Source organism: Acidovorax sp. GW821-FHT10E04, from assembly GCF_059415185.1.
Map to the genome: position 1 here is coordinate 42,213 of NZ_JBWKMT010000005.1, position 23,213 is coordinate 65,425.

Here is a 23,213-nt window from a genome sequence, read left to right on the forward strand (position 1 = left end):
TTTTCACTGATTTGTCAACAATTTCTTCCCGGGTTTGCGGGTATTTCGCAACACCTCAGCGGCGGAACTTGCCGTCGGTGCCGATGATGGACAAGTCCGCGAAGTCCAGGCCCGTGTGGTCGTCCGGGCCATAGGAGACCTCCAGGCCGCCCAGGTCCAGTTTCCGGATGCTCTCGAGCGCCGCATGGATCTTTTCGCGGCTGGGCTTGGGGCCGGCGCGCCTGAGCCCTTCCACCAGCACCTTGGCCGCGGCAAAACCCTCCAGCATGGCGGGCGTGATCTCGGTGAGGCCCTTGGCCCGCGCGAGTTCCTGGGCCTCCTTCACCATGGCATAGGTCACCGCGCGCTCATTGGGATACACCTGCGTCACGATCACGCCGCGCGCGTTGTTCCCCAGGCTCTTGATGAAGCCGCCCGAGGCGTTGTTGGACAGCGTCACGATCTGCGCGGCCGAGCCCGCGCCGCGCAGCGCGTTGCCCGCGTCCACCACGGCTGAACCCGAGGCGATCATCAGCACGGCCTGGGTATCGGCCTTGGCCACCTTGGCCGCGATGGGCGCGAAATCGGGCTTGGCGCGGTCGAACTTTTCCAGCACCACGGGCGTGAGCTTGGCGGCCGCCAGGCCCTTCTGGGCGCCGGCCACGCCGTCGGCGCCAAAGCTGTCGTCCGCGTACACCACGGCGATGCGCGAAATGCCCATGGAGGCCAGGTGGGTCATGGCCTTTTCCGCCTCGCGCTGGTAGGTGGCGCGCACGTTGAAGATGTACTTGCGCACCGGCTGGTGCAGCACCATCGCGCCCGTGGACGGACCCACCAGCGCCACGCCATGCTTCTCCAGCAGGGGGATGATGGCTTCGGTGTGGGGCGTGCCGCGCGTGAGGAACAGCGCGGACACGTTGTTCTCCTCGATCAGCTTGCGCGCGTTCGCGGCGGCCAGCTTGGGGTCGAACTTGTCGTCCAGCGAGGTGAGCTCGATCTTCTGGCCGTGGACACCGCCCTTGGCATTGACGGCCTCGATGTGCAGCAGGGCGCCATCGGTGGTCTCCTTCACGCCCGCCGCCACCTGCCCGGAGAAGCCCGCGGTCTGGCCGATCAGGATCTGGGCATGGCCGGTGCCGCACAGCGCGGCGGCCAGGGCGGTCGCGGCTCCCCATTGTGTCCATGTGTGCATGTTCGTCTCCTTTGAATTGTCCGGCCACTCTAGACAAATGTCCTCGGTTTGCGAATCGGCATAACCCGAAGGTGTGACAGGACTTGTCAGCAGATGTGCGATCAGGGGCTATTGCGGCATGGCCGGACGGGGTCCGTGGCGGTGCCTAGAATGTCCCGCCTCACCCTCGAAAAAGACTGCCTCCATGACCCAGGGACTGATCCGTATCCGCGGCGCACGCCAGCACAACCTCAAGAACCTGGATCTGGACATCCGCACGGGGGAGCTCACCGTGGTCACCGGCCCCAGCGGCTCGGGCAAGTCCAGCCTGGTGTTCGACACGCTGTACGCCGAGGGCCAGCGCCGCTACGTGGAGACCTTCAGCGCCTACGCGCGCCAGTTCCTTGACCGCATGGACAAGCCGGCGGTGGACAAGGTCGAGGGCGTGCCGCCCGCCATCGCCATCGACCAGACCAACCCCGTGCGCTCCAGCCGCTCCACCGTGGGCACGATGACGGAGCTCAACGACCACCTGAAGCTCCTGTTCGCGCGCGCCGGACAGCTGTTCGACAAGCAGACCGCCCAGCCGGTGCGCCACGACTCGCCCGAGACCATCTACGCCGAGCTGCAGCGCCGCGGCGCCGAGGCCGGCGACCCCCGCATCGTGCTGACATTCCCCGTGGAGCTGCCGGGCGGCACGTCGGCCGAGCAGGTCGAGCAGTGGCTGTCCGCCAGCGGCTTCACCAAGGTGCAGGCCGAGCGCGAGGTGGCCACGCCCACGGGCCCGCGCAAGGTGCTCGATGTGGTGGCCGACCGGTTCCGCCTGGGCCATGCCGAGAAGGCGCGCGTGGTCGAGGCCATCGAGGTCGCGCTCAAGCGCGGCACGGGGCGCCTGAACGTGTACCGCCTCGTGGACGAGGGCGAGCCCGAGCTGTGGCGCTTCTCGACCGGCCTGCACTGCCCCGACAGCGACCTGCGCTACAGCGACCCCATTCCCTCGATGTTCTCGTTCAACTCCGCCGTGGGCGCCTGCGAGAGCTGCCGGGGCTTCGGCCGCGTGATCGGCGTGGACTACGGCCTCGTGATCCCCAACGACAGGCTCACGCTGCGCGCGGGGGCGATCAAGACCATCCAGACCCCCGCCTGGAAGGAAGCGCAGGACGACCTCATGCGCCATGCCGAGGCGGCCGGCATCCCGCGCGACACCCCCTGGTACAAGCTCACCGACGACCAGAAGAAATGGGTCATCGGCGGCACGCCGGGCTACAAGGACGGGCAGTGGAGCAAGCAGTGGTACGGCATCAAGCGCTTCTTCGAGTACCTGGAGAGCAAGGCCTACAAGATGCACATCCGCGTGCTGCTGTCCAAGTACCGCAGCTACACGCCGTGCCCCACCTGCGCGGGCGCGCGCCTCAAGACCGAGAGCCTGCTCTGGCGCGTGGGCAGCAAGGACGACGCGGACGCCGCGGTCGATCCTGCCCGCCGCTTCATGCCCGAGGGCGTGTTGTGGTCGCGCGAGCAGCTCGAAGCCCTGCCCGGCCTGTGCCTGCACGACCTGATGCTGCTGCCCATCGACCGGCTGCGCCGCTTCTTCGACCGCATGGAGCTGCCCGTGGGCGACGCCGCGGCCGGTGGCGATGCGCAGGCGCTGAAACTCCTGCATGAAGAAATCACCACGCGCCTGAAGTACCTGTGCGACGTGGGCATCGGCTACCTGACGCTGGACCGCCAAAGCCGCACGCTCAGCGGCGGCGAGGTGCAGCGCATCAACCTGACCACGGCGCTGGGCACCTCGCTGGTCAACACGCTGTTCGTGCTGGACGAGCCCAGCATCGGCCTGCACCCGCGCGACATGCACCGCATCACCGAGGCCATGCTGCGCCTGCGCGACGCGGGCAACACCCTGGTGGTGGTCGAGCACGACCCGGCCGTGATGCTCGCGGCCGACCGCATGATCGACATGGGCCCCGGCCCCGGCCGCCTGGGCGGGCAGATCGTGTTCGACGGCACAACGGCCGACCTGCGCCATGCCGACACGCTCACCGGCGCCTACCTGGGCGGGCGCAAGCACGTGGGCTTCGGCTTCAAGCGCATGGTGACCGAGTCCACGCCGCGCCTCATCCTCGAAGGCGCGCGCGAGCACAACCTGCAGAACGTGTCGGTCGAGTTCCCGCTGCAGCGCCTGGTCACCGTCACCGGCGTGAGCGGTTCGGGCAAGTCGAGCCTGATCCAGGACGTGCTGGCCCCGGCGCTGCTGCGCCACTTTGGCAAGGCCACCGACTCGCCGGGCGCGCACGACCGCATGCTGGGCGCGGACCACCTCTCGGACGTGGTGTTCGTGGACCAGTCGCCCATCGGCAAGACGGCCCGCTCCAACCCCGTGAGCTACGTGGGCGCCTGGGACAGCATCCGCGAGCTGTACGCCGTGGCGCCGCTGTCCAGGCAGCGCAGCTACACCGCCAGCAAGTTCAGCTTCAACAGCGGCGACGGGCGCTGCCCGACCTGCGGCGGCTCGGGCTTCGAGCATGTGGAGATGCAGTTTTTGTCGGACGTGTACCTGCGCTGCCCCGATTGCGACGGCAAGCGCTACCGGCCCGAGATCCTGGAGATCACCATCGAGCGGGGCGGCAGGGCCCTGAACGTGGCCGACGTGCTGGCCCTCACGGTGGCCGAGGCCGCCGCGCTGTTCGCCGCCGACCGCGACGTGATCCGCGCGCTGCAGCCCATCGTGGACGTGGGGCTCGAATACGTGGCGCTGGGCCAGCCCGTGCCCACGCTCAGCGGCGGCGAGGCGCAGCGCCTGAAGCTGGCGGGCTTTCTGGCGGAAGCGGCCCGCGTGCAAAGCAAGTCGCGCCAGACGATAGCGCGCAAGGGTACCTTGTTCCTGTTCGACGAGCCCACCACGGGCCTGCATTTCGACGACATCGCCAAGCTCATGCGCGCGCTGCGCAAGCTCATCGACGCGGGGCACTCGCTCATCGTCATCGAGCACAACCTGGACGTGATCCGCGCGAGCGACTGGCTCATCGACCTGGGCCCCGAGGGCGGCGACGCGGGCGGCCTCGTCGTGGCCGAGGGCACGCCCGAGGACGTGCGCCAGCACGCCACCTCGCACACGGGCCTGGCGCTGCGCGACTACGAACTCACGCTGGGCATCGGCGGCCACTCGGTGCACGAAAAAGCCGCGGCGCTACGAAAACAGGAGCGCTCTGCGCTCATGGATAAAGCGCCAGCGGCCAAAAACGCCATTGAAATCGTCAACGCCAAGGAGCACAACCTCAAGAACCTGAGCGTGAACATCCCGCGCGGCCAATTCAATGTGGTCACGGGCGTGAGCGGCTCGGGCAAGTCCACGCTCGCGTTCGACATCCTGTTCAACGAGGGGCAGCGGCGCTACCTCGAATCGCTCAACGCCTATGCGCGGTCCATCGTGCAGCCGGCCGGCCGGCCCGAGGTGGATGCGGTGTACGGCATACCGCCCACCGTGGCCATCGAGCAGCGCCTGTCGCGCGGCGGGCGCAAGTCCACCGTGGGCACCACCACCGAGGTGTGGCACTTCCTGCGCCTGTTGTACGTCAAGCTCGGCACCCAGCACTGCGTGAAGGACGGCGCGGCCGTGCAGCCGCAGACGCCCGAGAGCATCGCCGCCCAGCTGCTCACGCAGTTCCGGGGGCAGCACATCGGGTTGCTCGCGCCGCTGGTGATGAACCGCAAGGGTGTGTACACCGAACTGGCGGACTGGGCGCGGCCGCGCGGCTACACGCATTTGCGGGTGGACGGCAATTTCCTGCCCACCACCCATTTCCCGCGCATCGACCGCTTCAAGGAGCACACCATCGAACTGCCCGTGGCCAGCGTCGAGGTGTCCGCAGGGAACGAGGCGCTGCTGCGCGCCTCGCTGGCCGAGGCCCTCACGCACGGCAAGGGCGTGGTGCACGTGCTCAGCAGCATCGGCGACCTGCGCGCCGCCATGGAAAGCGGCCAGCCCACGGCGGGCATCGGCCAGCTGCAGGCCTTTTCCACCAAGCGCGCCTGCCCCGTGTGCGCCACCAGCTATGCCGAGCTGGACCCGCGCCTGTTCAGCTACAACAGCAAGCACGGCTGGTGCCCCGATTGCGTGGGCACGGGCGTCAAGCTCACCCGCGACCAGCGCAAGGTGTTCGACGACTCGGTGCAGGACGACAAGGAAAAGGGCCGCGAGCAGACCTTCGCCGAGCCCGAGGTGGAAGACCTGGCCGACACCGCCTGCCCCAGCTGCCAGGGCACGCGCCTGAACGCCACGGCGCGCGCGGTGCGGTTCGCGGGCATCGGCATCACCGACATCGCCGCGCTGTCGGTGACGGACGTGCGCCGCTGGATCGAGACCCTGCAGATCGAAGGCGGCATGAGCCGGCGCGAGGCCGACATCGCCCGCGACCTCGTGCCCGAGATCCAGAGCCGGCTCGAATTCCTGGAGGAAGTGGGCCTGTCCTACCTCACGCTCGACCGGGGCGCGCCCACGCTCAGCGGCGGCGAGGCGCAGCGCATCCGCCTGGCCGCGCAGCTGGGCAGCAACCTGCAGGGCGTGTGCTACGTGCTCGACGAGCCCACCATCGGCCTGCATGCGCGCGACAACCAGATCCTGCTCAACGCCCTGCACAAGCTGGGCGACAAGGGCAACACGCTGGTGGTGGTGGAGCACGACGAGGACACCATCCGCCGCGCGGACCACATCATCGACATCGGCCCGAGCGCGGGCAAGCGCGGCGGGCGGCTGGTGGCGCAGGGCAGCGTGGACGACATCACCGGCGCGCCCGAATCCCAGACCGGCCGCTACCTGCTGCACGCCATGAAACACCCGCTGCAGCTGCGCCGCAGCATGCTGCCGAGCGAACTGAGCGCCGAGGCCCTCGCGCTGGGCGAACCCGCCGACGCGCCCAAGGGCCGGCAGAGCGCCGCGGTCAAGAAGCGGGCCGCGGCGGCGGCGGCGCTCACGGCCGATGCGCTGGCCGATGCCAAGGCGCGCGCCGCGATCCGCTGGCTTACCGTGCACGGTGCGCACCTGCACAACCTGCAGGACGTGACGGCCACCGTGCCGCTGCACCGCCTGGTGGCCGTCACGGGCGTGAGCGGCTCGGGCAAGTCCACGCTGGCGCGCGACGTGCTGCTGGCCAACGTACAGGCCTGGGTGCAGCAGCGCGCCACCAAGGCCGGGCGCGACGCGATGGACGCGGGCAAGGCTCCGCCGCTGGTGGGCTGCACGGGCCTGTCGGGCTTCGAGAGCATCGACCGCGTGCTCGAAGTGGACCAGACCCCCATCGGCAAGACGCCGCGCAGCTGCCCGGCCACCTACATCGGCTTCTGGGACACCATCCGCAAGCTGTTCGCCGAAACGCTGGAGGCCAAGGCGCGCGGCTACGCGGCCGGGCGCTTTTCCTTCAACACCGGCGAGGGCCGCTGCGCGAGCTGCGAGGGCGCGGGCGTGCGCACCATCGAGATGAGCTTCCTGCCCGACGTGAAGGTGCCCTGCGAGACCTGCCACGGCGCGCGCTTCAACCCCGAGACGCTGGCCGTGACCTGGCGCGGCAAGAGCATCGGCGACGTGCTGCAGATGGAGGTGGACGAGGCGGTCGAGTTCTTCGCCAGCATGCCCTCCATCGCGCACCCGCTGCAGCTCCTGAAAGACGTGGGCCTGGGCTACCTCACGCTGGGCCAGCCCTCGCCCACGCTCTCGGGCGGCGAGGCGCAGCGCATCAAGCTCGTGACCGAGCTGACGAAGGTGCGCGACGAGGTGGGCCGCCGGGGCCAGAAGGTGCCGCACACGCTCTACGTGCTGGACGAGCCCACGGTGGGCCTGCACATGGCCGACGTGGACAAGCTCATCCGCGTGCTGCACCGCCTGGTCGACGGCGGCCACAGCGTGGTGGTGATCGAGCACGACCTCGACGTGATCGCCGAGGCCGACTGGATCATCGACCTCGGCCCGGAAGGGGGCAGGGAGGGCGGCCGCATCGTGGCGGCCACCGTGCCGGAAGAGGTGGTGCGGCTGGGCACGCACACCGGCAAGGCGCTGGCGGCGGTGCTGGCGCGGTGACCGGAGGGCCCGGCGGTGGCGCACGCCACTGTCGGCCCATGTCCTACGCACGGCGCGGAACATGGCGCACGCGCGGCGCGGGGTGAGGTTTCTAGGATTCAGTGCAGGGGTTGGCGCCAGGCGCAGCGGCCCCGCACATCTCCACCAACTCCTACGGACCCATCACCATGAAATCACTGCTCAAGACCTGCGCTGCCCTTGCAGCCACCTCCGTTCTGCTGGTCGCCTGCGGCGGCGGCAATGACGACGATCCGACGCCCAGCAATGAGCCCGGCGTGCTCACCGTGAGCAGCGCCACCCTGGACGGCCTCAACGGCGTGTATGGCAACGGCACGCTGAACCTCACGGACGTGGACAAGGAAAACCCTGTCGGTTCCGTGCCCGAGCTGTGCGCCTTCCGCTTCGACGGTGCCAACAAGGTGGGGTCGTCGGCCACGGCCTTTGGCGACATCCGCTACCGCCCCGACGCCACCGGCCTGCACCAGGTGTTCCTGACCTTCGACGGCAAGGAATACGCGAGCGGCGAGCCCACCGACACGGCCGTGGTGCGCGAGAGCAACCAGGTGCGCTTCACCGGCAAGACGCTCACCGCCACCGACGGCTCCAGCGCCACGCTGCGTGTCTCGGGCATCGTCCCCATGCGCCCGAACCGCCCGCTGGGATGCTGATGCGGCCTTGCTGATTCCGGGGCAGCTCGCTCCCCCTTGCTTGTCTCCCTCTCCCGGTCCTCTCGACCGGTTCAGCCCCAGTGGCCCCGGCCGCGCGGGGCTTTTTTGCGTGCATGCCCCTGCGGCCGGCCTGCGGGCGCGCCACGCGCCCATGCGTGCATGGCGCCACAATGCAAGCCTGAGCGCTGCGGCCCGAGGCCGCTGCGCGCGGTCCATTCGATCCGCTTTCTCCATGCCCGCACAATCCCCTGGTCCGCACGCCGTGGTGTGGCTGAACACCCAGGCACCGCCCAAGCCCCCGGAAGGCGCGCCCTGCAATGGCTGCGGGCTGTGCTGCCTGGCGGAGCCCTGCCCGCTGGGCATGCTGGTGTCGCGGCGCCGCACGGGGCCGTGCACGGCCCTGCGCTGGAGCGATGCCGACCAGCGCTACTGGTGCGGCATGGTGGCCGACCCCGGCGGCGTGACCGGCCTGGCCCACCCCTGGGCCGTGCGCGCGCTGTCGGCGCTGGCGCGGCGCTGGATCGCCTCGGGCGTGGGGTGCGATGCGCGGCTGCACACGCAGGCGTTGCCGCCGCCTTCCCGGGATTGAGTTTGCTATTGAATATGTAGCGCGCCGCGCTTGTTCATCCGGCGCTGGTGGCCATTTCGATGTGAATTCCCGTGGGTGCGGGGGCATGGCGCCGCGCCAGATGGATGCCCGCCAGCATGCAGCGCACCGAGCCCCCGGCCAGTTCGATGGTGGGCACGGCCAGCGGCAGCAGGCGGGCGCTGCGCTCGATCACGGCCTTTTGCGCGGGCGCCAGGCTGGCCGCCGCGCGCGACGACAGGGCCAGCACGCGGCCCTGGGCGCCCGTGAGTTCCAGCGCGTTGCCTGCGAAGTCGGCGATCTGCGCCGCGCTCAGTTCGATCACCTCGCGCCCGGTTTCGCGCAGGCGCTCGCGCACGGCCTCGCGCCGCGCCGGGTCGGTGATCATGTGGAACCCGCCCAGCGCGAAATCGGTGCCCACGCAGAGCATCACGTTGGTGTGGTAGCAGGGCTGGCCCCGCGCGTCGGCGGTGGCGAACACCATGGGCTCGTAGTTGAAGTGGGTGCAAAAGCGCTCCAGGGCCACGGGGTCGGCGCGGTTCGACTGCGCGGTGTAGGCGACCCGGGAGATGTGGTCGAGCACCATGGCGCCCGTGCCTTCGAGGAACATGCCGTCGGCCTCGAGGCCCGAGTAGTCGATCACGTCCTGCACGCGGTACTCGGCCTTGAGCAGGTCCAGCACGTCGCTGCGGCGCTCGCGCCGGCGGCTCGCGGCGTACATCGGGTACATGGCCACGTGCCCGCCCGCGTGGGTGGAGAACCAGTTGTTGGGAAACACGGCGTCCGGCGCGTGGCGCTCGCCCCGGTCTTCGAACAGGTGCACGCGCACGCCCGCGGCTTCGAGCCGCGCGGCGGCCTGCGTGACTTCGGCATGGGCTTGGAGCGCCGTCTCTGCCGCGGTGGCGTTCCACGGCCGGGTTTGGAAGGCGTTGTCGTGCGCGGTTTCCGGGTTGGGGTGAAAGTGGTGCGGGCGCACCATCACGACGGCGCGGGGGGCCTGGACGGAAGCAGGTGTGGGCATGGCGGTGGATGGGTGCAAGGGAGGGGGTGGGAGAATTTTGCTGGCAGCCCACGCCAACCAATAGCCTTAGAACTGGTCAAAATGCTGCAAAATCTGCCACTCTGATAGCAATGAGGCCCATTATGAACAGGCTGGACGACACCGACCGGGAAATCCTCAGCATCCTGCGCGCCGACGCGCGCACCCCCGTGGCCACCCTCGCGCAGAAGCTGCGCGTATCGCGCGGCACGGTGCAGAACCGGCTGCACAAGATGGAGGAGGGCGGCGTGATCGTGGGCTACACCGTGCGCCTGCGGCCGGATTCCGAACCGCAGCGCATCCGCGCGTGGATGAGCATCGCGGTGGAGGGCAACGCCGCGCCCGAGGTGATCCGCGCGCTGCGCGGCGAGCCCATGGTGGGCACGCTGCACACCACCAACGGCCGCTGGGACATCGTGGCCGAGGTGCGCGCCGAGAGCCTGGAGGCGTTCGACGCGGCGCTGGGCCGCATCCGCCTCACGCCCGGCATCGCCAACACCGAGACCAGCATCCTGCTGTCCACCTACAAGGCTTGAACCCCGGGGTTGGCGGACAGCCCCTTCCGGCCCATGCTCGCCCCACCGGCGCGGCGCGGGCGAGCGGTGCCGCGTTGGCGACAGCGGCTAGGGGGTTTCCGCATGCCCTGGCCGCCGTGGCTGCAGTCCAATGAAGGGGTCTTCGTTTTGCCTTTTCAGGAGCCCTCCATGCAACGCCGCCAGATCATCCAATGGGGAGCCGCCAGCCTCGCCGCCCCCGCATTCCTGGCTCAGGCCCAGAGCTTTCCCAACAAGCCCATCAAGCTCGTGATCGCCTTCCCGGCGGGCGGCCCCACCGACATCACCATGCGCTCCCTGGCCGACAACGCCAGCAAGATCCTGGGCCAGCCCGTGATCGTGGAGAACAAGCCGGGCGCCGGCGGCACGCTGCCCGCGCAGGCGCTGCAATCGGCCGCTGCCGATGGCTACACGGTGGCGCAGATCCCGCTCGGGGTGTTCCGCCTGCCCTACACCACCAAGATCAACTGGGACCCGGTCAAGGACATCAGCTACGTGCTGAACGTCACGGGCTATGCGTTCGGCCTGGTGGTGCCCGCCGACTCGCCGCTCAAGACCTGGACGCACTTCGTCGCCTGGGCCAAGGCCAACCCCGGCAAGCTCAGCTACGGATCCACCGGCACCATGACCAGCCCGCACCTGACCATGGAGCTCATCGCGCAGCAGCTGGGCATCGAGCTGCTGCACGTGCCCTACAAGGGCAGCGCCGACCTCATGCAGTCCATCCTGGGCGGGCAGATCATGGCGGCGGCCGACTCCACCGGCTTTGCGCCGCAGGTCGAGGCCGGCAAGCTGCGCGTGCTCAACACCTGGGGCGCCGAGCGCCTGGCCAAGTTCCCCGATGCGCCCACGCTCAAGGAGCTGGGGCTGAACCTGGTGCAGAACTCGCCCTTTGGCATCGGCGCGCCCAAGGGCACGCCCGATGCGGTGGTCAAGCGCCTGCACGACGCGTTCAAGCAGGCCATGGAGCAGGAAAGCTACCGCACGGCCCTGGCCCGCTACGACATGGTGCCCATGTACATGAGCACGGCGGCGTACAAGAAATTCGCGCAGGACACCTTCACGCGCGAGAAGGCGCTGGTCGAAAAGCTGGGCCTGGCAAAGCCGAGTTGAAGTGAGCTCCCCCTGAGCGGCTGCGCCGCTTCCCCCTCTCTCGCTGCGCTGCGCTGGCGGGAGGGGGACGCCTCCAGCGCACGGAAGTGAAGCGCCGCAAGCGGCTTGGCGGCCCTTGCGCGGGGGCACGAGCCTGGGGCGCGCCAGTTGCGACGTTCGCTGGCGAGCCGTTCGCAGCGGACAATGCCCGTTGACCACGCTCATGCACCATGGCGCGGCGGGTTCTCATGAAGGGCCCGGGGCGTTCCGTGTGATGATCCGTCCCAACATTGAACGGAACACCGCGAGCATTTATGGCATCCCCCTCCGACAGCATCAGCATGGCCCTGTTTTGCGACTTTGAAAACGTCGCCCTGGGCGTGCGCGATGCGCAGTACGAAAAGTTCGACATCAAGCCCGTGCTGGAGCGCCTGCTCCTCAAGGGCTCCATCGTGGTCAAGAAGGCCTATTGCGACTGGGAGCGCTACAAGGGCTTCAAGGCGACCATGCACGAGGCGAATTTCGAGCTGATCGAGATCCCCCATGTGCGCCAGTCGGGCAAGAACTCGGCCGACATCCGCCTGGTGGTGGACGCGCTGGACCTGTGCTACACCAAGTCGCACGTCAACACCTTCGTCATCATCAGCGGCGACTCGGACTTTTCGCCGCTGGTGTCCAAGCTGCGCGAGAACAACAAGCAGGTCATCGGCGTGGGCGTGAAGCAGTCCACGTCCGACCTGCTGATCGCCAACTGCGACGAATTCATCTTCTACGACGACCTCGTGCGCGAGAAGCAGCGCGCGCTGGCCCGGCGCCAGCCCCCCGGCGCGGCACCCGCACCGCGCCGGTCCCCCGAGGAAGAGCGCCATCGCAAAGAAAGCCAGGAGGTGCGCCGCGCCCAGGGCGTCGAGCTGGCGGTGGAGACCTTCGAGGCCCTGACCTCCGAGCGTGGCGACAGCGGCAAGATCTGGGCCTCGGTGCTCAAGGAAGCCATCAAGCGCCGCAAGCCCGATTTCAGCGAGGGCTACTACGGCTTTCGCACCTTTGGCAACCTGCTCGAAGAAGCGCAGGCGCGGGGGCTGCTGGAGTTCGGGCGCGACGAGAAATCGGGCGCGTATGTGTTCCGGGGCCACGGTCCCGCGGCCACGGGGGCCGAGCCCGCGGGCCGAGCCGACGCGCCCGCCGAGCGGCAGGGCGGGGCGGGGTACTTCCGCCATGATTTCCATGCGGTCGCGTCGGTGCCGGAGGCATCCGCTGGCGGCAGCGAGGGCGGTGGGCGTGGCGGTCGTTCGCGCGGGCGCCGGGGCGATGCCGCTGCGCGCGCCGGGGCGGTGCCGCCGGATGCGCGCCAGGACATGCCGGCAGAAACCCGTGCCGAGCCGCCGGCTTCCGGCGCGCGCGACGATGCGCTGCCGGAGCGCCCGGCGGGCAGCTACTTTCGCCCGCAGCTGCCGGCGCCCGTGACGGCCCAGGCGCAATCCGGCCATGAGACGGCGCAGGGCGAGGACCTCGCGGACGAGGAGCCCGTGCACGTGCCCGTGCAGGCGCCCGTGGCGGCGCCGGCGGCGGAAGGGACCGCGAGCGATGCGCTACCCGATGCCCCTGCGCCGGCACCCGCGCCCCGCAGCCGCCGCCCCGCATCCACTCCGCGCAAGAGCAGCGGCGGGCGCAAGGCCGGCGCAGCGGGCGCCGCAGCGCAGGCCGAGGCCGGGGCCCCGGCCGCGCCATCGTCCAAGGCGGCGGCCCCTGCGGCCGCGCCCGCCAGGGCAGCGGCAACCCGCGCGCGCAAACCGCGCGGGGCGGGCAAGCCGCCCCAGCCCGCCGAATAGGCCTGCGACGCTTGCCAAGCCTGCCAAAGTTGCCACGGAGCCGCCGGGCCGTGCAGCAGCGCATGCCGACGCGGCACGGCGCCCGGGCGCCTTGCGGCGCGGCCTTCGGTACATGTCCTGGCGCGCCGCCTGCCCGCGCACCCGCGTGGGGTCGGGTGGTTAATTTGCTATAAAATATATAGCTATTGGCGCTTGCCTATCAAGCGCCAGGCGGCGTTTTCATTCAAGCCCAGGGGTGGCTCGCTGGGCGCTCGGCGCCTGGCCGCGCCCGTGGCCCGACAGGATGGCCCGCGCCACCTCGGCAAACCCCGCGCCGCGTTCGCCCTTTGTCACATAGCGTGGCAGGTGCCGCAGCTGCGGCACAAAGCGCGCGATGTTGGCCACGCCCACGCTGTGGGTGAAGTGTTCGAACATCGCCTGGTCGTTGCCCGAATCGCCCACGAACACCCAGCGGTCCAGCTCCTGCGCCAGGTCCCGGCCCCACAGCGCGCGCACGATCCAGTTCGCGCCCTGCCACTTGTTGAAATCACCGAAGCAGCCGTGGATGTGGATGCTGCTCACCGTGGTCTGCATGCCCACGCGCTGCAGCACGGCCAGCACCCGCTGCACGGTGTCGGGCGTATGCCGGGCGAACTCGGCGTAGTCGAACGCGATGTCCGTCTCGCGCCCCGCGCTGTCGCTGCTCAAGTCCACGCCGGGCACTTCGGCCGCCACCAGGGCCGCGATCTCGCGCATGCGCGCCTGGTTGGCGCTGCGCGTGGCGGCGTCCTGCTGGTAGCGCTTGGCCAGTGGCTGCCCGGAGCCCGGGCCCCGCGCAAACGCCACGGCACCGTTCTCCGCCACCATCGCATCCACGGGCCAGGCCGCGCCCGCGCCTGCGGTCATGAAGGGCTCGCACCAGCCGATCGGCCGGCCGGTGATGGGGATGACCACGAGGCCCTCCGCCTTCAGGTCGGCCAGCGCCTGCAGCGCGTCGGGCGTGATGGCGCCCTCGGTGGTCAGGGTGTCGTCGATGTCGGTGAAAACGCCCACCAGGTCGCGGCGGGCCTCCGGGGGCCAAAGGTTCAGGGCTTGCATGCGGTATGTCGTTATGCTGCGGCTCTTGCGCAAGAGAGCGCCATTGTCCGGGAGATAGTTGTCGTGCAGCGTGGGGCCTTGATCTTCTTCTTCTTCATGTGGGCGGGGTGCTGCGCTGCGGCCCCCGCCATGGCGCGGGCGCACGGCGATTCAGCGGCCGTCTGCCAGCGCGCGGCCGGCAAGCTCGATGGCCTGGTCCCGGAGTGGCGCGACCTCGTCGTGGAGTTCAAGGCCGAAGCGAGGAACCCGTCCGTGCTGGCCCTGGCCGAAGAGCACCGCCAGGGCCGCCTGAAGGCCAGCTTCCTGCACCACTGCCAGCGCGAGTGGGGCACCCACCAGGCCACCTTCGTGTGCTTCAACGGGTCGGTCACGGCGCTGGGGCTGGCGCTGTGCCTGCAGACGGACACCAATCCCCATGGGTGGGAGTACCGGCCCTGAGGCCGCCCCGCAAAGCCGCTCAGCCCGCCTTCTGCAGGGCCAGGCCCGCATGCTCGCGCAGCGGGTGGAAGTGGATCTTGGGAAACCGCTCCTGCGCCAGGCGCACGTCATAGGGGCTGGTGCACAGGTAGGCCAGCGTATCGGCCGCGTCGTGCGCCAGGCGCAGCGGGTAGGCGTCCGTGAAGGCGCGCAGGTCGGCCGCGTTGTCGGCCGTGATCCAGCGGGCGCCCGTGTACTGGCAGCCTTCCAGGCGCACGTCGGCGTCGTACTCGGCCTTCAGGCGGTGCTGCACCACCTCGAACTGCAGCTGGCCCACGGCGCCCAGCAGCATGTTGCCGCCGGCGTCGGGCTTGAAGACCTGGATCGCGCCTTCCTCGCCCAGCTGGGCCAGGCCCTGCTGCAGCTGCTTGGTGCGCAGGGGGTTCTTGAGCACCACGGTCATGAACATCTCGGGCGCGAAGAACGGCAGGCCGGTGAACTGCAGGTTGGCGCCGTCGGTGATGGTGTCCCCGAGCTGCACGCCGCCGTGGGTGGTGAAGCCGATGATGTCGCCCGCGTAGGCTTCTTCCACCGCCTCGCGGCGCTGGCTCATGAAGGTCACCACGCTGGTGGGGCGCAGTTCCTTGGCGGTGCGCTGCACCTTGAGCTTCATGCCCGGCATGTACTTGCCCGAGGCCACGCGCACGAAGGCGATGCGGTCGCGGTGGTTGGCGTCCATGTTGGCCTGCACCTTGAAGACCACGCCGGCGAAGCCCTCGTCCTCGGGCTGGATGGTCTTGACCACGGGCTGCTTGTTGACCTCGAGCGTGCTCACGCGCGGGCCGGGCGGCGGGGCCATGTCCACCAGGGCGTCGAGCACTTCCATCACCCCGAAGTTGTTCACCCCCGAGCCGAAGAACACGGGCGTGAGCTTGCCGGCCAGGAAGGCCTCGTGGTCCCAGGCGGGCGATGCGCCCACGGCCAGTTCCATGCTCTCCAGCGCCGCATCGAACTCGGCGCCGAAGCGCGCACGCAGCGTGGCCTCGTCGGACAGCGGGATGGCCTCGAAGTCCTGCGGGCGGCGCTCGCTGCCGGACTCGAACACCGTCATCGTCTGGGTGCGCAGATTGATGATGCCGCCGAAGGCCTTGCCCTGGCCCACGGGCCAGGTCATGGGGCAGCAGGGCATGCCCAGTTCGCGCTCGACCTCGTCCATGATGTCCAGCGGGTCGCGCACCTCGCGGTCCATCTTGTTCACGAAGGTGATGATGGGCGTGTCGCGCTGGCGGCAAACCTCGATCAGGCGGCGTGTCTGCGCTTCCACGCCGTTGGCCGCGTCGATCACCATCAGCGCCGAATCGACGGCGGTGAGCACGCGGTAGGTGTCTTCCGAGAAGTCCTTGTGGCCGGGCGTGTCGAGCAGGTTGATCACGTGTTCGCGGTACAGCATCTGCATCACCGACGAGGCCACCGAGATGCCGCGCTGCTTTTCGATCTCCATCCAGTCCGAGGTGGCATGGCGGCTGGCCTTGCGGCCCTTGACGGCACCGGCGATCTGGATCGCGCCCGAGAACAGCAGCAGCTTTTCCGTCAGCGTCGTCTTACCGGCGTCGGGGTGGGAAATGATGGCAAAGGTGCGGCGGCGCCGGGTTTCTGAGGCGTAGGACACAGGGGGTGGTTCCAGAAGGGGGTCAGGGCGCGCTGCGGCAGGGTTCTGCGGCAGTCGGCGCGGCAGGCGCAGCGGCGCCCGGAAGCGGCGATTTTACCGGCGCCCGCTGCGAACCCTCTTCCGGCCGTTCTTCAACGCCCGTTTCCGTTCAGCTGGCCTGTGCCTGCGCCTGGGCGTGCCGGGCATACATCTTCTGCATGCCGCCCAGCCAGCGCTCGTAGTCCTGCCCCTTGTTGCGGAAGTATTGCGCCACTTCGGGGTGGGGCAGCACCAGGAAGCGCCCGTCCTGCATGGCGGCCAGCACGTCGCCCGCCACCTGTTCGGGCGGCAGGATGCCGTCGTGCGAGGCCGAACCGCCATCGCCCGTCACCATGGCGGTCTGCACCGACTGCGGGCACAGGCAGGCCACACCCACGCCCTTGCGGCCATAGGCGATGCGCAGCCACTCGGCGAAGGCCACGGCGGCATGCTTGGTGACGGCGTAGGGGGCGGACTCGACGATGGTCAGCAGCCCGGCCGCCGAGGCCGTGACGAGGAAGAAGCCCTCGCCGCTCTCCACCATCTCGGGCACCACGGCGCGTGCGGCCCACACGTGGGCCATGCCGTGGATGTTCCACATGGCGTCCCACAGTGGGTCCTCGAGTTCGATGCCGCCCGGGCGGCCCAGGATGCCGGCGTTGGAGATGTAGGCATCGACCCGGCCGTAGCGCTCGCGCGTGGTGGCCACCAGCGCCTGGATGTCGGCCTCCTTGGACACATCGCAGCGCACGGCCAGGCCACCGATCTCGTCGGCCACGGCCTGTGCGGGCGCGAGGTGCAGGTCGGCCACGACCACGGCGCGGGCGCCTTCCTGCGCAAAACGCCGCGCGATGCTGCGGCCGATGCCGCTGGCGCCGCCGGTGACGATGATGACCTTGTCCTTGGGGTCCATGCAGTGCTCCGTTGGTGTTTTTTGGTGAGGGCGCCAGTGTCGGGCGGCCCGCGGGGCAAGGCAGCCGCGCAGGTGACAGGGCTTCAGCCCGGCGCGCTGGCGGCCTGCACGATGGCGGCGCAGCACAGTTGCTCCACACCGTCGGCCCACTGCCGCATGGCGGCGGGATCGAGCTGCAGCAGCAGCGCATAGCGCCGCCCACCCCAGGCCGAGAGGTGCAACGCCTGCAGCAGTGCTTGCCCGGGCGGGCGGGGCAGGTCGGTGCAGGCGGCAATCACCCGGCCCCAGGCGGCCACCAGTTCCTCGTGCACGCGGCGGTGGTGCCGGGGCTCGGCCATCTGCGCCTCCAGCGCCAGCATGTCGGGGTGGAAGGGCGGCAGCCCGGGCGCATCCACGCCGCACACCAGGCGCACGAGATGGTGGATGCGCTGCGTCCATGGCAGGCCCTCGGGCTGCACGGCCTCGCGGTCGATGGCGGCGAGCAGGGCCTCGACGCAGTGGCGCACATAGCCCGACAGCAGCGCTGTCTTGTTGGGGAAATAGTCGTACAGCGTGCCGACGGAAATGCCGGTTTCCAGCGCCACGTTGCGCGTGGTGAGCTTGTCCCAGCCGTCGCGTTGCCAAATCCGAACAAAGGCGTCGTAGATGGCCTGCACCGTGAAGCGCGCCCGGGCCTGGAGGGGGCGCTTGAGCGGCCTGGGGGCCGCGCTGGAGCTGGCGGCAAGGGTCTTGCGCGGCGGGTTCACCGGTTTCCGAACCCACGCGGCGGCAGGGCGCCATACAGTGCCCTGAGTGTTTTCTCACCCTTGAAACGGAGACTTTCCATGACGCTGCTCACCCGCCTGTTGACCGACAGGAATGCATTGAATCACACCCGCACCGAGGAGCTCCCCCTTGCTCCACTGCAGCCCGGCGAGGCCCTGCTGCGCGTGGATCGCGTGGCGGTGACCACGAACAACATCACCTACGCCGCCTTTGGCGACGCGATGAAGTACTGGGACTTTTTCCCCACGGGCGAAGCGGGCTGGGGCCACATGCCCGTGTGGGGCTTTGCCGACGTGGTGGCCTCCGGCGTGCAGGGCGTGGCCGTGGGCGAGCGCTTCTACGGCTACTGGCCCATTGCGAGCCATGTGCGCATGGCGCCGGTGCGCGTGACGGTCCGGGGCTTCTACGACGGCGCGGAGCACCGCCAGTCGCTCACCTCGGCCTACAACCAGTACACGCGCACCAGCGCCGACCCGGCATACCGGGCAGGCGATGAAAACTACCAGATGCTGGTGCGGCCGCTGTTCATCACGTCGTTCATGCTGGCGGACTTCCTGCAGGACAACGGATTTTTCGGCGCGCGGCGGCTGCTGTTCTCCAGCGCATCGAGCAAGACGGCCTACGGCACCGCGTTCTGCCTGGAGGGGCCCGGGCAGATCGAGCGCCTGGGGCTCACCGCGCCGCGCAACAGTGCCTTCGTGCAGGGCCTGGGCTGCTACCAGCGCACGGTGGCGTATGGCGAGCTGGAGGCCCTGGATGCCGGTGTGCCCACGCTGTATGTCGATTTCTCGGGCGACGAGGATCTGCGCTCGCGCGTGCACCACCACCTGGGCGATGCCCTGGTGTACGACTGCTATGCGGGGTCGGCGCAGAACACGCACTTCCTGCGCGACACGGCCCTGCCGGGGCCCGCGCCCGTGTTCTATTTCGCGCCGGTGCAGATCAGGAAGCGCAATGCGGACTGGGGCCCCGAGGTGGTCAACCAGAAGTTCAATGCCGCCCAGCGCGCGTTCATCGACCGCGTCGGCAGCGCGCACCAGCCCTGGATGCGGGTGCGCGAACACCAGGGTTTCGCGGCGGCGCAGGCCCTGGTCGAGGACCTGCATGCGGGCCGCATCGATCCGCAGGAAGGCCACGTGGTCGTGCTGGCGCCGTAGCGCGGCCCAAGGCACCGAGGCGGGGCGCTCCCTCGCCTCCCGCACTTGCTTTTATAATCCGCCGATCCGAGGAGCGTTGCAGCGTCCCCAGCACTGGCGGGGCGTGAGGCTCGGAGTCATCTAGCAACGACGCTCATCCACTTCTCGTGTGGTGAGCCTTCCGTCTCATCCCCGCGCTGAATGTGGTCTTTCAAACATGCTTTGGAGCACACCATCATGAACGCACGCGTCAACGCCCCGGTCAACACCGACTGCATCATTGCCGACATCGGCCTGGCCGCCTGGGGCCGTAAAGAGATCCGCATCGCCGAAACGGAGATGCCCGGCCTGATGGCCATCCGCGAGGAATTCGCCGCCAAGCAGGCGCTCAAGGGCGCCCGCATCACCGGCAGCCTGCACATGACGATCCAGACCGCCGTGCTGATCGAGACGCTGCAGGCCCTGGGTGCCGAGGTGCGCTGGGCTTCGTGCAACATCTTCTCCACGCAGGACCACGCCGCCGCCGCGATTGCCGCCAGCGGCACGCCCGTGTTCGCCGTGAAGGGCGAGACCTTGGCCGAATACTGGGACTACACCCACCGCATTTTCGACTTCGGCCCCGCCGGCACCGAAGGCGAAGGCCCCAACCTGATCCTGGACGACGGCGGCGACGCCACGCTGCTGATGCACCTGGGCAAGCGCGCCGAAAAGGACGCATCGCTGATCGCCAACCCCACCAGCGAAGAAGAAACCTGCCTGTTCGCCTCCATCAAGGCCAAGCTGGCCGTGGACCCGACCTGGTACAGCCGCAAGAGCGCGCAGATCATCGGCGTGACCGAAGAGACCACGACCGGCGTGCACCGCTTGAAGGAAATGTCGGCCAAGGGCTCGCTGATGTTCCGCGCGATCAACGTGAACGACTCGGTGACCAAGAGCAAGTTCGACAACCTGTACGGCTGCCGCGAGTCGCTGGTGGACGGCATCAAGCGCGCCACCGACGTGATGATCGCCGGCAAGGTGGCCTGCGTGGCCGGCTACGGCGACGTGGGCAAGGGCTCTGCCCAGGCCCTGCGCGCCCTGAGCGCCCAGGTCTGGGTGACCGAGATCGACCCCATCAACGCCCTGCAGGCCGCGATGGAAGGCTACAAGGTCGTGACGATGGAATACGCCGCCGACAAGGCCGACATCTTCGTGACCACCACCGGCAACAAGGACGTGATCACCCACGACCACATGAAGGCCATGAAGGACCAGGCCATCGTCTGCAACATCGGCCACTTCGACAACGAGATCCAGGTCGCGACGCTCGAGCAGTACGAGTGGGAAGAGATCAAGCCCCAGGTGGACCACGTGATCTTCCCGGACGGCAAGCGCATCATCCTGCTGGCCAAGGGCCGCCTGGTGAACCTGGGCTGCGGCACGGGCCACCCGAGCTTCGTGATGTCGTCGAGCTTCGCCAACCAGACCATCGCCCAGATCGAGCTGTTCACCCACAGCGACTACTACGAGAACGGCAAGGTCTACGTGCTGCCCAAGCACCTCGACGAGAAGGTGGCGCGCCTGCACCTCAAGAAGGTGGGCGCGATGCTCACGGAACTTTCCGACGAGCAGGCCGCCTACATCGGTGTGCCCAAGCAAGGCCCGTACAAGCCCGACACGTACCGCTACTGATCGTGCGGGTGGCTGTTGCTGCTCCTTTTTTGGGAGCAGCCAGCGCTTGTGGATAAAGCGATAGAAGCCATTTTGGCTATGAAATCCATCGTCGATTGACGAGAGAGTGACGCATGCGCGCAGATGTTTTTTTGGTGGAGTCCGGCCATGCGGCCACGCGTTCGCAGGCACAGCGGCTGATTGCTGCAGGCGTCGAGTGGCGCCTGTCGCCGCTGGCGCCCTGGCAGAAGGTGGCCAAGAACGGCGATGACATCCCGTCCGTGGCCGAGGTGAAGCTGCTGGACGATGCCGAGGCCAAGTACATCTCGCGCGGCGGGCTCAAGCTGGAAGGCGCCTTGCGGGCCACGGGCCTGCCCGTGGCCGGGCTGCGCTGCCTGGACGTGGGGCAGAGCACCGGCGGGTTCACCGATTGCCTGTTGCAGCAGGGCGCGGCGCAGGTCGTCGGCGTGGACGTGGGCCACGGCCAGCTGCACGAGCGGCTGCACAGCGATCTGCGGGTGGTTTGCGTCGAGGGCGTGAATGCGCGCTCGCTGACCGCCGAGGCGCTGCAGCAGGCGTGCGAGGACGCGCTCTCCGAAGCCGTCGATGTGGACGAGGACAACGAGACCCAGCCCGAGGCGCCCTACAGCTGGATGCGCAACGGCGGGCTGGTGGACGACGCCTACGATGACAGCGGCGACGCCAAGGACCAGGACATCGAAGCCTTCAAGTCCGAGCGCGCGCAGCGTGCCGAGGCGCGCGCGCTGGGCACGCTGCCCGTCCAGCGCCGGCGCCGCGCCGAATGCGCGGGCGTGGACACGACCCCGTTGTTCGACGTGGTGGTGGGCGACCTGTCCTTCATTTCGCTGACCCTGGTGCTGCCTGCCATCGCCGCATTCCTGCGGCCCGACGGCCACCTGCTCATGCTGGTCAAGCCGCAGTTCGAACTGCAGCCCGGCCAGGTGGGCAAGGGCGGCATCGTGCGCGACGAGGCGCTGTACGCCGTGGTGGAAAAGCGCATCCGTGACTGCTGCGCCGAACTGGGCCTGGCGGTGCACGCCTGGCTGGACAGCCCGATCCAGGGTGGCGACGGCAACCGTGAATTTTTTGTTTATGCGAGGAGGGCCACATGATTGCTGCCAATGCCCAGGGCATCGGTTTCCCGGTGAGCTTCGAGTTTTTCCCGCCCAAGACGCCGGAGGGGGCCGACAAGCTGCGCACCGCGCGCCAGCAGCTGTATGCGCTGCACCCTGATTTCTGTTCGGTGACCTACGGCGCGGGCGGTTCCACGCAGGAGGGCACGTTTGGCACGGTGCGCGAAATCCTGGCCGAGGGGGTCGGCGCAGCCTCGCACTTCTCGTGCATTGGCGCCACGCGCCAGTCCGTGCGCGAGCAGCTCGCCATGCTCAAGGACATGGGCGTCAAGCGCCTGGTCGCGCTGCGCGGTGATCTGCCCAGCGGCTATGGCGCGGGCGGGGAGTTCCACTACGCCAGCGACCTGGTGGCCTTCATCCGTGCGGAGACCGGCCGGGACTTCCACATCGAGGTGGCGGCCTACCCCGAGGTCCACCCCCAGGCCAAGTCGCCCGAGGCGGACCTGAAGGCGTACATCGCCAAGGTGCAGGCCGGAGCGGACTCGGCGATCACCCAGTATTTCTACAACAGCGATGCGTACTTCCGCTTCGTGGAAGACACGCAGCGCCTGGGCGCCGATGTGCCCGTGGTGCCCGGCATCATGCCCATCGGCAGCTCCACCCAGCTGATGCGCTTCTCGGACGCCTGCGGCGCCGAGATTCCCCGCTGGATACGCCTGCGCCTGCAGTCTTTCGGCGACGACACGGCGAGCATCAAGGCCTTTGGCCTGGATGTGGTGACCGACCTGTGCGACCGGTTGCGCAGTGCCGGCGTGCCGGCCCTGCACTTCTACACGATGAACCAGAGTGCCGCGACGCTGGAGATCTGTCGCCGGCTGGGGATCTGATGCGCCAGCCGCGCGGCGATGCCGCGGTGGCGGGCCCGGTGGAGGGCCGCCGGGCCGCCCTGTGGTGGAAGGTGCTCGGGGTGGTCTGCTGCGGTGTTTCGGTGTGGGGCTGCTCGTCCTGGGGGCGTGCGCAGGGGCTGTCCGCCGAGGCCGACGCACTGGCCCCGCACCTGCTGAGCGTGCCGGGCGAGGCCATGCTGATCGACCCGCCGCGCCCCGGTGGGCGGGAGGATGGCACCGAAAGCCCGCAGGCCCCGCAGCTGCGCCTGCCCGCCGACGAGGTGGGCCTGGCCTCCTGGTACGGCGCGAAGTTCCACAAGCGCCGCACGGCCAGCGGAGAGCCCTTCGACATGAAGGCGCTCACCGCGGCGCATCCCACCTTGCCGTTCGGCTCGCGCGTGTGCGTGCGCAGCCAGGCCACGGGCCGTTCGGTCGTGGTCCGCATCAACGACCGGGGCCCGCACACGGGCAACCGCGTGATCGACCTGAGCCGGGGGGCCGCCGAGGTGCTGGGGATGGTGGGCCTGGGGCTCAAGCCCGTGGAGCTTTTTGCGCTGGACGAGGGCGAGCGGGACTGCCCCGCCCCCTGACCGCCG

At 69.2% G+C, this 23,213-nt stretch carries 18 protein-coding genes and 1 riboswitch; of the genes, 12 read left to right on the top strand and 6 right to left on the bottom strand.

Going from position 1 to position 23,213, the window contains the following annotated elements; all coding sequences use genetic code 11:
* Window positions 1-55 precede the first annotated feature (55 nt).
* Window positions 56-1,171 (bottom strand): ABC transporter substrate-binding protein, encoded by a 1,116-nt coding sequence (locus AC07OC_RS16485; protein WP_218296259.1) that lies wholly within the window; start codon window positions 1,169-1,171, stop codon window positions 56-58.
* Between the two features lie 184 nt (window positions 1,172-1,355).
* Between AC07OC_RS16485 and uvrA the strand changes: the two genes are divergently transcribed.
* The 3 genes from uvrA to AC07OC_RS16500 all read left to right on the top strand — a co-directional run bounded on the left by uvrA (window position 1,356) and on the right by AC07OC_RS16500 (window position 8,480).
* Window positions 1,356-7,223, top strand: coding sequence for an excinuclease ABC subunit UvrA (uvrA, locus tag AC07OC_RS16490; RefSeq protein ID WP_218339874.1), 5,868 nt, complete (start codon window positions 1,356-1,358; stop codon window positions 7,221-7,223).
* A gap of 167 nt (window positions 7,224-7,390) precedes the next feature.
* Window positions 7,391-7,891 (top strand): hypothetical protein, encoded by a 501-nt coding sequence (locus AC07OC_RS16495; protein ID WP_369643462.1) that lies wholly within the window; start codon window positions 7,391-7,393, stop codon window positions 7,889-7,891.
* Window positions 7,892-8,123: 232 nt separating this feature from the next.
* On the top strand, window positions 8,124-8,480 hold the full coding sequence (locus AC07OC_RS16500; protein WP_494601741.1) for a hypothetical protein: 357 nt from the start codon (window positions 8,124-8,126) through the stop codon (window positions 8,478-8,480).
* Between the two features lie 34 nt (window positions 8,481-8,514).
* Here the strand turns inward: AC07OC_RS16500 and ctlX are convergent, their stop codons facing one another.
* Entirely contained in the window at window positions 8,515-9,498 is a 984-nt protein-coding gene (ctlX, locus tag AC07OC_RS16505) for a citrulline utilization hydrolase CtlX (protein ID WP_494601743.1), read from the bottom strand.
* 122 nt (window positions 9,499-9,620) lie between these two features.
* Between ctlX and AC07OC_RS16510 the strand changes: the two genes are divergently transcribed.
* The 3 genes from AC07OC_RS16510 to AC07OC_RS16520 all read left to right on the top strand — a co-directional run bounded on the left by AC07OC_RS16510 (window position 9,621) and on the right by AC07OC_RS16520 (window position 12,991).
* Window positions 9,621-10,052, top strand: a complete 432-nt coding sequence (locus AC07OC_RS16510; RefSeq protein WP_218296254.1) for an Lrp/AsnC family transcriptional regulator — start codon at window positions 9,621-9,623, stop codon at window positions 10,050-10,052.
* 168 nt (window positions 10,053-10,220) lie between these two features.
* Entirely contained in the window at window positions 10,221-11,183 is a 963-nt protein-coding gene (locus AC07OC_RS16515; protein ID WP_218296253.1) for a Bug family tripartite tricarboxylate transporter substrate binding protein, read from the top strand.
* Window positions 11,184-11,476: 293 nt separating this feature from the next.
* Window positions 11,477-12,991, top strand: coding sequence for an NYN domain-containing protein (locus AC07OC_RS16520; protein WP_494601745.1), 1,515 nt, complete (start codon window positions 11,477-11,479; stop codon window positions 12,989-12,991).
* A gap of 219 nt (window positions 12,992-13,210) precedes the next feature.
* Here AC07OC_RS16520 and AC07OC_RS16525 read toward each other — a convergent pair whose 3' ends face one another.
* Entirely contained in the window at window positions 13,211-14,068 is an 858-nt protein-coding gene (locus tag AC07OC_RS16525; protein WP_494601747.1) for an HAD family hydrolase, read from the bottom strand.
* Between the two features lie 78 nt (window positions 14,069-14,146).
* Between AC07OC_RS16525 and AC07OC_RS16530 the strand changes: the two genes are divergently transcribed.
* Window positions 14,147-14,506 (top strand): hypothetical protein, encoded by a 360-nt coding sequence (locus tag AC07OC_RS16530; protein ID WP_494601749.1) that lies wholly within the window; start codon window positions 14,147-14,149, stop codon window positions 14,504-14,506.
* A gap of 19 nt (window positions 14,507-14,525) precedes the next feature.
* Here AC07OC_RS16530 and AC07OC_RS16535 read toward each other — a convergent pair whose 3' ends face one another.
* The 3 genes from AC07OC_RS16535 to AC07OC_RS16545 form a co-directional block, all read right to left on the bottom strand.
* On the bottom strand, window positions 14,526-16,154 hold the full coding sequence (locus AC07OC_RS16535; RefSeq protein ID WP_218296249.1) for a peptide chain release factor 3: 1,629 nt from the start codon (window positions 16,152-16,154) through the stop codon (window positions 14,526-14,528).
* A gap of 148 nt (window positions 16,155-16,302) precedes the next feature.
* On the bottom strand, window positions 16,303-17,085 hold the full coding sequence (locus AC07OC_RS16540; protein WP_494601751.1) for an SDR family oxidoreductase: 783 nt from the start codon (window positions 17,083-17,085) through the stop codon (window positions 16,303-16,305).
* Between the two features lie 83 nt (window positions 17,086-17,168).
* Window positions 17,169-17,831: a TetR/AcrR family transcriptional regulator gene (locus tag AC07OC_RS16545; RefSeq protein WP_494601753.1), complete on the bottom strand. Its 663-nt coding sequence runs from the start codon at window positions 17,829-17,831 to the stop codon at window positions 17,169-17,171.
* Window positions 17,832-17,909: 78 nt separating this feature from the next.
* On the opposite strand from AC07OC_RS16545, the gene AC07OC_RS16550 reads away from it, so the two are divergent.
* From AC07OC_RS16550 to AC07OC_RS16570, 5 genes are all read left to right on the top strand, one after another.
* On the top strand, window positions 17,910-19,007 hold the full coding sequence (locus AC07OC_RS16550; RefSeq protein ID WP_218339861.1) for a DUF2855 family protein: 1,098 nt from the start codon (window positions 17,910-17,912) through the stop codon (window positions 19,005-19,007).
* 62 nt (window positions 19,008-19,069) lie between these two features.
* Window positions 19,070-19,149: riboswitch (S-adenosyl-L-homocysteine riboswitch) on the top strand.
* A 74-nt stretch (window positions 19,150-19,223) separates the two neighbouring features.
* Window positions 19,224-20,657 carry an adenosylhomocysteinase gene (gene ahcY, locus AC07OC_RS16555; RefSeq protein ID WP_218339859.1) on the top strand — a complete coding sequence of 478 codons (1,434 nt, stop codon included), beginning with the start codon at window positions 19,224-19,226 and terminating at the stop codon, window positions 20,655-20,657.
* A gap of 113 nt (window positions 20,658-20,770) precedes the next feature.
* On the top strand, window positions 20,771-21,769 hold the full coding sequence (locus AC07OC_RS16560) for a TlyA family RNA methyltransferase (protein WP_218339858.1): 999 nt from the start codon (window positions 20,771-20,773) through the stop codon (window positions 21,767-21,769).
* Entirely contained in the window at window positions 21,766-22,617 is an 852-nt protein-coding gene (metF, locus tag AC07OC_RS16565; protein ID WP_218296243.1) for a methylenetetrahydrofolate reductase [NAD(P)H], read from the top strand. The genes AC07OC_RS16560 and metF overlap by 4 nt, the downstream gene beginning before the upstream one ends.
* The gene (locus AC07OC_RS16570; protein ID WP_218339857.1) at window positions 22,617-23,207 is read left to right on the top strand and encodes a septal ring lytic transglycosylase RlpA family protein; all 591 of its coding nucleotides are present in this window, start codon (window positions 22,617-22,619) and stop codon (window positions 23,205-23,207) included. Before metF ends, AC07OC_RS16570 begins: the two co-directional genes overlap by 1 nt.
* Window positions 23,208-23,213: the final 6 nt, after the last annotated feature.

Bases quoted from the DNA above. Each gene is read 5' to 3' on its own strand.
- ahcY (WP_218339859.1), top strand. From the start codon at position 19,224: ATGAACGCACGCGTCAACGCCCCGGTCAACACCGACTGCATCATTGCC.
- AC07OC_RS16485 (WP_218296259.1), bottom strand. From the start codon at position 1,171: ATGCACACATGGACACAATGGGGAGCCGCGACCGCCCTGGCCGCCGCG.
- AC07OC_RS16510 (WP_218296254.1), top strand. From the start codon at position 9,621: ATGAACAGGCTGGACGACACCGACCGGGAAATCCTCAGCATCCTGCGC.
- metF (WP_218296243.1), top strand. From the start codon at position 21,766: ATGATTGCTGCCAATGCCCAGGGCATCGGTTTCCCGGTGAGCTTCGAG.
- AC07OC_RS16540 (WP_494601751.1), bottom strand. From the start codon at position 17,085: ATGGACCCCAAGGACAAGGTCATCATCGTCACCGGCGGCGCCAGCGGC.
- AC07OC_RS16500 (WP_494601741.1), top strand. From the start codon at position 8,124: ATGCCCGCACAATCCCCTGGTCCGCACGCCGTGGTGTGGCTGAACACC.
- AC07OC_RS16570 (WP_218339857.1), top strand. From the start codon at position 22,617: ATGCGCCAGCCGCGCGGCGATGCCGCGGTGGCGGGCCCGGTGGAGGGC.
- AC07OC_RS16495 (WP_369643462.1), top strand. From the start codon at position 7,391: ATGAAATCACTGCTCAAGACCTGCGCTGCCCTTGCAGCCACCTCCGTT.
- AC07OC_RS16515 (WP_218296253.1), top strand. From the start codon at position 10,221: ATGCAACGCCGCCAGATCATCCAATGGGGAGCCGCCAGCCTCGCCGCC.
- ctlX (WP_494601743.1), bottom strand. From the start codon at position 9,498: ATGCCCACACCTGCTTCCGTCCAGGCCCCCCGCGCCGTCGTGATGGTG.
- AC07OC_RS16520 (WP_494601745.1), top strand. From the start codon at position 11,477: ATGGCATCCCCCTCCGACAGCATCAGCATGGCCCTGTTTTGCGACTTT.
- uvrA (WP_218339874.1), top strand. From the start codon at position 1,356: ATGACCCAGGGACTGATCCGTATCCGCGGCGCACGCCAGCACAACCTC.
- AC07OC_RS16560 (WP_218339858.1), top strand. From the start codon at position 20,771: ATGCGCGCAGATGTTTTTTTGGTGGAGTCCGGCCATGCGGCCACGCGT.
- AC07OC_RS16525 (WP_494601747.1), bottom strand. From the start codon at position 14,068: ATGCAAGCCCTGAACCTTTGGCCCCCGGAGGCCCGCCGCGACCTGGTG.
- AC07OC_RS16550 (WP_218339861.1), top strand. From the start codon at position 17,910: ATGACGCTGCTCACCCGCCTGTTGACCGACAGGAATGCATTGAATCAC.